This is a genomic window from Cupriavidus sp. FW305-27, assembly GCF_058787995.1.
This window is the reverse complement of sequence record NZ_JBYTAG010000029.1, coordinates 69,383-80,973: the sequence shown is the minus strand read 5'-3', so window position 1 is coordinate 80,973 and position 11,591 is coordinate 69,383. Positions and strand designations below refer to the sequence as shown.

At 64.1% G+C, this 11,591-nt stretch carries 10 protein-coding genes; 5 read left to right on the top strand and 5 right to left on the bottom strand.

Translation table 11 applies throughout. The features are described 5' to 3' along the window. Positions 1-98 precede the first annotated feature (98 nt). Positions 99-929, top strand: coding sequence for an oxepin-CoA hydrolase, alternative type (locus AC3WRI_RS15965; protein WP_011615252.1), 831 nt, complete (start codon positions 99-101; stop codon positions 927-929). A gap of 38 nt (positions 930-967) precedes the next feature. On the opposite strand, the gene AC3WRI_RS15960 is transcribed toward AC3WRI_RS15965, so the two are convergent. From AC3WRI_RS15960 to AC3WRI_RS15945, 4 genes are all read right to left on the bottom strand, one after another. Further along, positions 968-1,969, bottom strand: coding sequence for a tripartite tricarboxylate transporter substrate binding protein (locus AC3WRI_RS15960; RefSeq protein WP_011615253.1), 1,002 nt, complete (start codon positions 1,967-1,969; stop codon positions 968-970). Positions 1,970-2,087: 118 nt separating this feature from the next. Beyond that, entirely contained in the window at positions 2,088-4,025 is a 1,938-nt protein-coding gene (locus AC3WRI_RS15955) for an acyl-CoA synthetase (RefSeq protein ID WP_492293522.1), read from the bottom strand. A gap of 2 nt (positions 4,026-4,027) precedes the next feature. Next, positions 4,028-4,819, bottom strand: a complete 792-nt coding sequence (locus tag AC3WRI_RS15950; RefSeq protein WP_492293521.1) for an enoyl-CoA hydratase/isomerase family protein — start codon at positions 4,817-4,819, stop codon at positions 4,028-4,030. A 28-nt stretch (positions 4,820-4,847) separates the two neighbouring features. Then, positions 4,848-6,032, bottom strand: coding sequence for an acetyl-CoA C-acyltransferase (locus AC3WRI_RS15945; protein ID WP_011615256.1), 1,185 nt, complete (start codon positions 6,030-6,032; stop codon positions 4,848-4,850). Positions 6,033-6,513: 481 nt separating this feature from the next. Here AC3WRI_RS15945 and AC3WRI_RS15940 point away from each other — a divergent pair, with 481 nt between their 5' ends. From AC3WRI_RS15940 to AC3WRI_RS15925, 4 genes are all read left to right on the top strand, one after another. Further along, positions 6,514-6,993: an SRPBCC family protein gene (locus tag AC3WRI_RS15940; RefSeq protein WP_011615257.1), complete on the top strand. Its 480-nt coding sequence runs from the start codon at positions 6,514-6,516 to the stop codon at positions 6,991-6,993. A gap of 120 nt (positions 6,994-7,113) precedes the next feature. Beyond that, complete coding sequence (locus AC3WRI_RS15935) at positions 7,114-7,605, top strand: (2Fe-2S)-binding protein (protein WP_492293520.1); 492 nt, start codon at positions 7,114-7,116, stop codon at positions 7,603-7,605. A gap of 1 nt (position 7,606) precedes the next feature. Then, complete coding sequence (locus tag AC3WRI_RS15930; protein WP_492293519.1) at positions 7,607-9,979, top strand: xanthine dehydrogenase family protein molybdopterin-binding subunit; 2,373 nt, start codon at positions 7,607-7,609, stop codon at positions 9,977-9,979. Then, positions 9,976-10,842, top strand: coding sequence for an FAD binding domain-containing protein (locus tag AC3WRI_RS15925; protein WP_011615260.1), 867 nt, complete (start codon positions 9,976-9,978; stop codon positions 10,840-10,842). The genes AC3WRI_RS15930 and AC3WRI_RS15925 overlap by 4 nt, the downstream gene beginning before the upstream one ends. 19 nt (positions 10,843-10,861) lie before the next feature. Here AC3WRI_RS15925 and AC3WRI_RS15920 read toward each other — a convergent pair whose 3' ends face one another. Next, complete coding sequence (locus AC3WRI_RS15920; RefSeq protein ID WP_011615261.1) at positions 10,862-11,560, bottom strand: TetR/AcrR family transcriptional regulator; 699 nt, start codon at positions 11,558-11,560, stop codon at positions 10,862-10,864. Between the last annotated feature and the right edge of the window lie 31 nt (positions 11,561-11,591).

Below are 11,591 nucleotides of genomic sequence, written 5' to 3'. Positions count from 1 at the left end.
GAGCTTCCGTTGAGCCGTGCGGCATATTGCCACCTGCAGGTCTATGAGCGCCAGCGCGCTGCGCACCAGACGGCTGGTTGAGCAGCCTTCGCCCATTCATGGAAATCACCAATCACGACATGACTACCTTTTCCTCCCTGTTGCAGCGCACGGAAGGCAGCGTGCTGGTCCTTGCCATCAACAATCCGGGCAAACGCAACGCCATCGCGGCGGATCTCTATGACAATATCCGCGCCGCACTGGCCAATGCAGCAGAGGATCCGGCGATTGGCGCGATCGTGCTGACGGGGGCCGGCGACTATTTCTGTGCGGGCGGCGACCTGGAATTGATCAGCAAGCGGCGCGAACTGACCTACGAGGAGCGCATCGAGAAGCTGGGGCATCTGCACGACGTGGTGTGCAAGCTGCGCGACTTTCCCAAGCCGATCGTCGCAGCGGTCGAAGGCGGTGCGGCAGGTGCGGGCTTCTCGCTGGCACTAGCCTGCGATTTGCTGGTGGCTTCCGCCGGCACAGCGTTCTCGATCGCCTATGTGAAGGTGGGGCTGACACCGGATGGCGGCATCACCGGCCTGCTGGCGCAGAGCCTCTCGCGGCAGGTGCTGACGCAGTTGGCGTTGACTGGCGACCGCATCACGGCCGAGCAGCTGCAGCACTTCGGCGTCGTCAATCAACTGGTTAAGGCGGGCCAGGCCGGCGCGGCGGCGATCGCGCTGGCGGCGCGGCTTGCCCAGGGCCCGCAGCAGGCGCTGGGATCAATCAAGGCGCTGTGCCGCCATGCGCACGAGCGCTCGCTCGATGAGCAACTCGAGGCTGAACGGGGCGCGATGGCCGTGGCCCAGGGCAGCGCCGAAGCCGCGGAGGGCATTGCCGCTTTCCTGGGGAAACGTCCTGCGGATTTTGCCAGCTTGCGCCGCGGCGATCCGGCATAGCCGCGGCACAGGCGGGCTGACCGCATTACCACCAGGTCTTATTGCCCGGCCAGCCTGAGGCTCTTGGCAATGCGGGTCAGCTTGGCGTGTTCGTTGCTCAGGAAGGCTTGCGCCTGGGCCATGGTCATCGGCTCGATCGCGCGCTGGAGATTGACGGCGCGCCGGGTACGGTTTTCCGGGCTGCCCACCCACGCATTCATGGCCTCCACCACCCGTGCCGTCACGGCATCCGGTGTATTCGGCGGGGCCAGCACGCCCGCCCACTGGCTGTACTCGAAGTCGGCCAGGTCCTTGTATTCCGACAGCGCCGGCACATCGGGCAACGACGGATGCCGGGCCTTGCTGGCGACACCGATCGGCCGGAAGCGGCCGGCCTTGATCATCCCGTAAGTCGGACCTCCCATGGGAATGAAGGTCAGGTCTACCTGCGCACCGGCAATGTCGCTGGTGACCGGCGCCGCGCCCTTGTAGGGGACTTCCAGGAAGCGTGCGCCGGTGCGGGCCTGGAAGTCGGCCCCGACCAGGTGGGGTCCCGAGCCAGGGCCCCAATGCGCCAGCGACAGCGGGCGGTTCTTCGGGTTCTTCGCGTAGGCAATGACTTCGTCGACGTTCTTGAACTGCAACGAGGGATTCGACACCAGGATGAAGTCCGAAATCCCGCTGAAGCCTGCCAGCCTGAACTTCTCCGGCGAATACTTCGCCGATGCGATGGTAAGTGGCGCGACCAGGAAGTCGATGCCGGTCGTGCCCAGCAAGGTGTAGCCATCGTTGGCACCGCGCAGCACGTTCATGGCGCAGATCGATCCGCTTGCGCCGGGAAGGTTGTCGGCAAGAACGTTCTGCCCCAGGCTCCTTTTCATCACGACGGCTGCCGCGCGGATCGATTCGTCCGCCGGACCCCCAGCGGGAAATGCGACCTTGACGACGATCGGGTTGCCCGGATAGGGCGCTTCAGCCCGCAGCAAGGACGGCACAAGCATTGCCGGCACGGCGCCGCACGCCGCCTGCAGCAGGCGCCGGCGCGAAAGCTGGATAGTCATGGTTGTCTCCATTATTGGTTCTGCAAGCCGGCAGCTCATACCCGTGGTGACGGATACGTCGGGGTGAGGCGCTGCCGGCCTGCACTGCCTCTGGCGAGGCCCTGCTTCGGTGAACGGGCTATTCGTAGACCACCGCGTATTTGATGGTCAGCGTCGAGAACGCCTTGCCGATGGTTGCCACCGCGATCTCCCGGTCTTCGTTGCTCAGGGTGGCGGGCAGCACCAGCGTGGACAGGATGCCCTGGTCGCCCCGGTCTTCGATGCGGATATCAACCAGGGGCACCGGCGTATCCGCGTTGACCTCGGCAAGCATCTGCCGCTGCGCCCGCAGTACTGCGTCGCTGCGCAGCGTGTTCTTCTGGATCTTGCCGACGGCAGTCTTGGGGATGGCGTCGACCAGGTAGAACTGCTTGGGCACGGCGGCGCGTTCCGGGATCACCTCGTAGGCGTAGTGCTTGATGCGGCCGAGCGGGAAGGTGCTGCCCGGCTTGAGCGCGATGTACGCGACCGGCAGTTCACCGGCATGCGCGTCAGGCAGGCCGACCGCGGCGGCATCGAATACCTCGGGGTGCCGATACAGCGCCTCTTCGATCATGCGCGGATCGATATTGTTGCCGCCGCGGATGATCAGGTCCTTGGCCCGGCCGGTCAGCCAGAAGTAGCCATCCTCGTCCACATAGCCCAGGTCGCCAGTATTGAACCAGCCGCCTTCGAACCAGATGCTCTTGTTCTGCTCGGGATTCAGGTAGCCGGAGAAGACATTGGGACCGCGCACCACCACGATGCCAGGTTCGCCCGGCTCGCATTCGCGCTGGATGTGTCCAGCGGCGACCTTGACGACCTTCATCTCCTGGTAGGCCATGGGCAGGCCGATGGAGCCGATGCGCCGCTGGCCATAGCGCGGGTTGGTTGCACTGAGCGCGGTGCCTTCAGTCAGCCCATATCCCTCGAAGATCATCGCGCCGGTCTTTTGCTCGAACGCCTCGGCGACGGCCACCGACAGCGGCGCCGTACCGCAGCTGGCCGCCTTGAGGGAGCTGATGTCGGCGTCGCCGATCGGAATATTCAGCGCCATGTTGACCACGCTGGGGACCATGCCCAGCGCGGTGACCCCGAAGTGATCGACGATCTGCCAAAGATTGCGGATCACCGAGGGATCACGCCAGCCGCTGGACGTCAGCAGCACCACCGATGCGCCGCGGGCCAGCGGCATCAGGCAATTGGTCAGCACCCCTGTCACGTGGAACATCGGCACCCCGCAGACGCGTACGTCCTCGGGCTGCACGTCGATCTGCATGGCGCTGACCCATGCCATCGACACTTCGTTGCCATGCGTGTGCAGCGCCAGCTTGGGCGTGCCGGTGGTGCCCCCGGTATGGAACATCGAAGCCGTATCCTGCGGCGAGAACACCCGTCCGCTGTCAAGCGCCTCGTCATCGAAACGGTCAACGCTGGCGTCGAGGTCGAAGATGCCTTCCTCGCTTGCCTTACCGCCGCCGGCCTTGATCCAGTGCTTCACGTCATGCAGTTCACGCCGCACCAGCATGGCCTTGTTCCAGGCTTCGATATCCGGGTCGGGGCCATAGGCGATCACCGCCTTGGCTCCGGCATTGCGCAGCAACGCCGCGATAATCTCGGGCTCCAGCATCCAGTTGACCGGGCAGGCGATGCCGGTCGCTTCGCTGCCCCAGATCGCGTACTGGGACTCTGGCGTCACGGGCATCAGCACCCCGATGACGTCATCCGGCCCCAGGCCAAGCGAGTGCAGCAGGTTGGCGGTTTGCGTGATGCGTCCGAACATCTGCGCATGGGTGATGGTGACCGACCTGGCCAACTCGTCGCCGGAGGTGAAGTAATGCAGCGCCGGCGCCTCGGGCGCACGATCGCGCGCCAGGCGCAGCAACTCGTAAGTGCTGTCGGGCAGGCGCCGGTCCGAAAGCGGTGTCTGCTCGAAGCGCCGGATATCGGCAAGCGCGGTCACTGTCAGCCGGGGGCGGTAGGGGTCTGGTTGCGCGAGGGTGGCCGCAGCCTGCACACGTGTGTTGAGCTGGGTCATGGTCAGACTCCGCGGTAGACCGGACGGCGCTTGTCGAGGAACGCTGCGCCGCCTTCGTGCATGTCTTCCGTGCTGAAGAGCGTGGCAAAGGCCAGCTGTTCCAGCATCAGCGCCGTATCGAGCGTGGCATCCTGGCCGTTGTTGATCATCAGCTTGGCCATCGCGATCGAGTGCGGGGACTTCTCGGCAATACGGTGCACATAGGCCTTCGCCTCTGCCAGCAATTCGCCCGCAGGCACCACCTTGTTGACAAGGCCGATGCGGTAAGCCTCGTCCGGCTTGATGATTTCGCCGGTAAAGATCATTTCCTTGGCGCGCGTCGCGCCAACCAGCCGGGTTAGCCGCTGGGTACCCCCGCGTCCCGGTATCAGGCCAACGTTGGTTTCGGTCTGCCCGAGCAGGGCGTTGTCCGCAGCCACGCGCAGGTCGCACGCCATCGCAAGCTCGAGGCCACCGCCAAAGCAAGGCCCGGCAATGGCGGCGATCACGGGGATGGTGCTGTGGTGGATCAGCGCCCACAGGTCGGGCGCGCCGCTGGTCGGGACGAAGGCTTCAATCGGACGGCGCGCCAGCATTTCAGGGATATCGCCGCCGGCCACGAAGGCCTTGGTGCCACCCCAGAGAACGATCCCTCGGACCGTCCGCTCGGTCATCAGCGACGACAGCGCCGCGTAAAGGTCGGTGCGCAACCCGGTGTTGAGCGCGTTGTACTTTTCCAGCCGGTTCATGGTGACGACGGCGCAGGGACCGTCGCGGTCGATAAACACGGTGTCGTATTCGGTGATGTCGGTCATCGGTGTCTCCGTTGTCTCTCTTGGATGCTTAGTGGATGAACTCGAACAGGCCTGCCGCGCCCATGCCGCCGGCGGCACACATGGTCACGACGCCATACTTGGCTTTCCGGCGACGTCCTTCCAGCAAGATGTGGCCGGCCTGGCGCGCGCCCGTCATGCCATACGGGTGACCGACGGCAATCGCGCCGCCGTTGACGTTGACGCGCTCCAGCGGCAAGCCAAGCTGGTCAATGCAATACAGCGCCTGGCAGGCAAAGGCTTCGTTGAGTTCCCACAGGTCGATGTCATCGATGGAAAGCTCGTTGCGTTCGAGCAGGCGCGGGACTGCGCGGACCGGGCCGACGCCCATTTCGTCCGGCTCCACCCCAGCGGTGGCCAGGCTGACGAAGTAGCCCAGCGGTTCCAGGCCACGCCGTTCGGCCTCGCGTTCGGACATCACCACCAGCGCCGCGGCCCCGTCAGACAACTGGCTCGAATTGCCGGCCGTCACCTGGTAACCCTCGCCCTTCACGGCAGGCAGCACGCTCAGTCCTTCCAGCGTGGTGTCGGCACGGACACCTTCGTCCGCCTCGAGCAGGAACTCCGCCGTCGACGTCTCTCCGGTCACCTTGTCCTTCACCGACTTGACCGTTGCCAGCGGAACGATTTCCTCCGCGAAGCGGCCGGCCTTCTGAGCTGCCACAGTAAGTTGCTGGCTGCGCAGCGCGAACGCGTCGGAGCGCTGCCGCGACATGCCGTAGCGCTCGGCGAGGATTTCGGCCGTATCGATCATGTGCAGGTAAACATCGGGGCGATTCTTGGCCAGCCACGCTTCCTGCTGGGCAACCTTCAGCGTGACCGGTTGTGACAGGCTGATCGATTCGACGCCACCCGCCACCATTACCGGCACCTTGTCGATCAGCACACGCTGTGCGGCAAAGGCGACTGCCTGCAAGCCGGATGCGCAGAAGCGGGTCAGCGTCGTGCCGCTGACGGACACCGGCAGGCCCGCGCGGATGCCGCCTTGCCGGGCGACGTTGCCACCGGTGGCGGCGATGGGCTGGCCGCAGCCGAAGATGATGTCCTCGACTTCCGCGCCGTCAATCCCCGCACGCTGGACGGCATGCTGAATGGCATGGCCCGCCATGGTGGCGCCATGGGTCATGTTGAAGGCGCCTCGGGTGGCTTTGCCGATCGGGGTGCGGGCAAATGAAACGATCACTGCACGAGACATGGGTTCTCCTTTGGCGTGGATGGGGCCGGCGTTCGAAGTCGGCCGTATCGAATATAGACAGTGGATACATTGGGGCGTGCGCCGGGGACTGGAACGAAGGTGGGCAGGGTTGAAAGGGCTGGACGCCTGGCCTGCCTTGCTGCGCTAGTCGCGTTCGGCGCTGGTGCTCGGTGTATCCACTGTCTACATCCTAGGATTGCGGTCTTGGCCGCGTCAAGAAGTCTTTGGGCAGTTTCGGGTTTACCAGCCTGTTCCTGTACGGGCACTGCAGTGCCAGCCAGATGAGCGAAAGGGCTTTCGTTGCTAGGGTTACCACTAGGCGTAAATGGCTTCCCGTTCCTTGACGCTCGCCGACGCGCTCCCTACGATATAGACGCTGGATAGATTGGCGTTCGGCCATGCGGTGACGAAGCGGCGCAGACGTTCGCGGTTCCGGGCCGGCCGCTGTGACGGAAGTAGCAGAAACCGAAAGGGGAAAACATTGGAATTCACTGGCGCACAGGTAATCAAGGCTTCCAGGGCAGAGGTCTGGAAACGGTTGAACGATCCGGCGACATTCCAGCGGTGTTTGCCGGGATGTGAGCAATACCAGCAGGGAGATGACGGAGACTATGACGCAGTCATCGTAGCGGCCGTCGGACCGATCAAGGCACGCTTCAAGGGCACGGCCCGATTTACCGGCCACCAGGAGGGCATCGGCTATCACATCGAAGGCAGCGGCAGCGGTGGCGTCGCGGGATTCGGCAAGCTGGGCGCCGATATCCGTCTGGAAGACGTCGAGGGCGGCACTTCCCTGCACTACGTGGCCGCAGCGCAGATGGGAGGAAAGCTCGCACAGATCGGGTCCCGTCTGGTGGGATCAGTGGCGAACAAGTTCCTGGCGGAGTTCTTTTCCCGCTTTGAAAAGCTGGTAAGCCAGGAGGCAAGTCCGGGTGGTTCGCTGGCAACTTCCGCTGAATGAGCTCGGCGGTTCTGGGAAGAACACCGGAATTTTTTTTTGCCCCTTTAGTATGATGATCGTAATACTATAGGCACCACGGGTGCCGATGCTGAAGGTGCTAACGGAGACACAGAGGCGACTGTGAAAATTGAAAACACCATCAATGGCGTAACAGGTACCACCGAGATAGAGCCAAGGCGGCTGCTGGTGCACTTGTTGCGGGACCAGAAACGCTTGACCGGCGTTCACATCGGTTGCGACACCTCCCAGTGCGGAGCCTGCACGGTGCTTGTTGACGGGACGAACGTGAAGTCGTGCACCGTACTTGCCGCCCAGACTGACGGCCGCGAGCTTCACACGATTGAAGGCATGGAGCACGACCACACGACAGCCGTGCTCAAGCAAGCCTTCAACGAACTTCATGGCTTGCAGTGTGGCTTCTGTACGCCGGGAATGCTGCTTGCGGCACGAGCGCTGCTTGCGCACCAGCCTGCGCCGGCCGAAAGCGATGTCAGGGAAGCGCTGCACGGCAACCTGTGCCGCTGCACCGGGTATCAGAACATCGTCGATGCTGTTCTTCTTGCCGTGACCAGGCTGCAGCGAACGCCGTCCGTCACACATGAGGAGGCCTGAGATGAGCGAAGCACTGAGCGGAAGTGCAACGAAGTACATTGGCAAATCGGTCAGGCGTCGTGAGGACAAGCGGCTGATGAGCGGCCAGGGCAGGTTTACGGATGACCACCAGTTCCCGGGCATGGTCTTCGCGGCCTTCGTCAGGTCGCCCTATGCCCATGCCGTTGTCAGCGAGATCGATAGCTCGGCCGCACGCGCGCTTCCCGGCGTGATCGGGGTTCTGACCTATGCGGACATCCAGGGCAAGGTTGGCGACATCCGGCCGAACTGGGTCGTGGGTAATTCGAAGGTGCCGCCGCACCCTCCGCTTGCGGCCGGGCGGGTGCGGTACGTAGGGGAAGCCGTGGCGATGGTGGTGGCCCAGACCCGCGAGATTGCCGCGGACGCTGCGGAACTGGTCGCAGTCGGTTACGAAGCGTTGCCACCTGTCGTCGATGCGGAAGCAGCACTGTCAGACACCGCGCCCCAGCTTCACGATAACGTGCCCGGCAATCGCATCGGCGTATTCCGGCTCAAGGGCGGCAGCTACGAGGATGCATTGAAACGGGCCGACCGGGTAGTCTCGATCCGGCTGGTCAACCAGCGGCTGATTCCAAGCCCGCTCGAACCGCGCGCCTTGTGCGCGAGCTTCGACCCGGTCGACGAGCGCCTGACGTTTATCGTTCCGACCCAGGTTCCGCATATGTCGAGACGCTGGCTGGCGGAGACCCTGCGCTGGCCCGAGCACCGGGTCCGGATCGTGGCGCCCGATATCGGTGGCGGATTCGGCGCAAAGATGCACTTCTATGCGGAAGAGGTGCTGGTGGCGTTCGCCTCCAGGCATTTCGGGCTTCCGGTGAGCTGGACGGAGACGCGCAGCGAGAACTTCGTCGCGACCACCCATGGCCGCGCGCATACCGAGTATGTGGAGGCGCCCGTCACCAACGACGGCAAAGTGCTGGGGATCCGCTTGCGGTCGTTCGCCAACCTCGGCGCCTACCTGTCGAATATGGCGACGGGGATCCCTACCATCAATACGGTCAACTACATCACGGGCAACTACCAGATAACGTCAGTCGACGCGGAAGTGAATCTGGTGACAACCAATACCACGCCGGTTGATGCCTATCGCGGCGCCGGACGGCCAGAAGCCGCATACATCATCGAGCGGCTGATGGACGCTGTAGCGGGGGAGCTGGACATGGATCCGGTCGAGTTGCGGCGCCGCAACCTGGTGCAGCCCGATCAGTTTCCCTATTTGCCGCATGACGGCGCGCGCGGCAAATGGGACTCCGGCGACTACGAAGCCTGCCTGAACAAGGCGACCGAGCTGATCGGCTACCGGCGCTGGCGTGAGGAGCAGGTGGCGCTGCGCGAGCAGGGCAAATACATCGGCATCGGGGTGACCTGCTATCTGGAGCTGGTCGGCATGGGCATTTCGCCGATGCTGGAAAAGGTCGGGTTCAACCGCGGCGGCTGGGAGAGCGCGCATATCCGCGTGCATTCCGACGGCAAGGTCACGCTGTTCAGCGGCTCGATGCCGCAAGGCCACGGCCATGCCACCAGCTTCGCGCAGATCGTTGCGGAAGCCTTGCAACTGCCGATGGAAGATATCGATGTCGTGCAGGGTGACACCGACCGCGTGCTGGCGGGTCATGGCACGTTCAATTCACGCTCCATGCCCGTAGGCGGCAGCGCTGCCTATGTGGCAGCGGGCAAGATTCTCGCCAGGGCAAGGCGGATCGCCGCCTTCATGCTCGAAATCCCGGAAGAGGACGTGCACTATGCAGATGGCCATTTCTCGAGCACGGCAAATCCGACCGTCATCCCGTTCTCGCAGGTCGCAAGGATGGCATACCTTGCGCACAAGCTGCCCCGGGATTTCGAAGCAGGGCTGGATGAGCGCGTCTTCTATGAGCCGGCCGCCCTGGGAGCGCCGAATGGCTGCCATGCCGTGGTCGTGGAGGTCGATGCGGAGACCGGGGTGGTGACGATCCTGGACTATGTGGCAGTCGACGACGTGGGCGTGATGATCAACCCGATGCTTTGCCATGGCCAGATGCACGGTGGCATCGCACAGGGCATCGGCCAGGCCCTGTTCGAAGAAGCCATGTACGACGACTCCGGGCAACTGCTGTCCGGCTCGCTGCTTGACTACGGCTTTCCGCGTATCGAACAGATCCCCCGCATGCGCACCGGCTTTCATGTCTCTCCGGCGCCGTCGAATCCGCTCGGCGTCAAAGGCATCGGGGAGGCGGGCTGCGTCGGTGCGCCGCCCGCGGTCGTCGCGGCGGTATGCGATGCACTGAAGCCATTTGGCATATCCCATCTCGATATGCCGCTGACGCCGCCGAAAGTCTGGCGAGCCATCCAAGAGAGCCGGAGCGCGACATGATTCCGTACGAAGTCGAATACCTCAGGGCGAGCAGTGTGCAACAGGCACTTTCCATCCTTGCCCAAAACCCCGAGGCGAAGATCCTGGCCGGGGGGCATACGCTATTGCCGATGATGAAGCTGAGGCTGGCGAGGCCTGGACTGCTGGTGGATATCGGTCGCCTGCCTGAACTTCGTGGCATCGTGGTCCATGAGGACTCCGTTTCCATCGGCAGCGCCACGACCCACGCCGAACTGGAGGCGAGCGCGGAACTGAAGCGGCTGGCCCCGCTGTTCCCACTCGCCGCCACGGTGATTGCCGACCCGACAGTCAGGAACCGTGGCACGATCGGTGGCGCGCTGGTGCACGCCGATCCGTCGGCCGACTGGCCGGCGGTCGCGCTTGCGATGGATGCCGAAATGGAAGTGGCAGGCGGGCAAGGCAGCAGGCGCATTCCCGCGCACGAGTTCTTTGCCGGCTTCATGTCCACAGCCGTTGAGCCGGACGAGGTCCTTACGCGCATCCATGTGCCATTGCCGGCACCGGGCCGGGTTGCATACCGCAAGTTCCGTCATCCGTCGTCGGGCTATGCGGTGGCTGCGGCGGCCGTTGCCATCAACGTTGCCAAAGATGGCTATAGCTGGGGACGGATTGCCATCACTGGCGTTGCGGACGCGGCATTCCGCGCCTGGGAGGCGGGGGCTTTGCTGGAAGGCAGCTTCGCCGACCTGCCGGACAAGGTCGATGCCATTGTCGAAGCCGCGTTCACCAACGTGACGCCGCTGGAGGACAACTTCGCCGATGGGGCATACCGGTTGCAGCTTGGCCGGGTGATGCTGAAGCGGGCGCTGGTCGATGCGCTGGAGCCGCGCCGCGGAGACTGAAACTCCGGGGGGCTTACGCCTACGCTGCGCTGCGTGACCTCGCCTTCGGCTTGCTTGCGGCGGCACCGGCCGCCGCGGCCTTGTTCTGGCCTGCTGCCAACAGGCCGGTCAGCACGAATTGCTGTACGCTCTGCCGCCATTGGGCCAGCGCGACGCGTGGGCGCGGGCTGGGTCCGGTCGGCTTGGCACTGAAGAACATGCTCACACCGTGCATAGCCGACCACGCGCAGCGCACCATCATGTCGTCGAACTGCTCGGCAAGATTGTTTTCCCGGAAATAGTCCTGGACTGCACCCGACAGGAGCTGGTAAGACGCGCTGCCCGCCTCCAGCAGTTCGGGGTACCTCTCCTTGTCCTCGATCTGCGGCCCGAACATCAGGTAGAAAAGCGCGGGATGCTTGACGGCGAACTCGATATAGCCGTCCATGATCGTGAGCAGCCGCGCCTCGGCGCTCATCTCCGGCGAGAGCCGGGCCCGCCGCACCGCGACCAGTTCACGGAATCCTTCGGCGGCGATGGCGGCAAGCAGGCCCTCCTTGTCGGCAAACTGATTGCGCGGCGCGCCGTGCGAGACCCCGGCCAGCTTTGCGGCGGAGCGAAGGGTCAGTCCATGGACGCCCTTGATGGCCAGGATTTCCCGGCCACAGCGGATCATTTCTTCCCGCAGGTTGCCATGGTGATAGCTTTGGCGGGCCGGGCGCGTGGTGGAGGTGGTCATGAAATGGCGGGTCGCGATGTCGTCAGGCCTC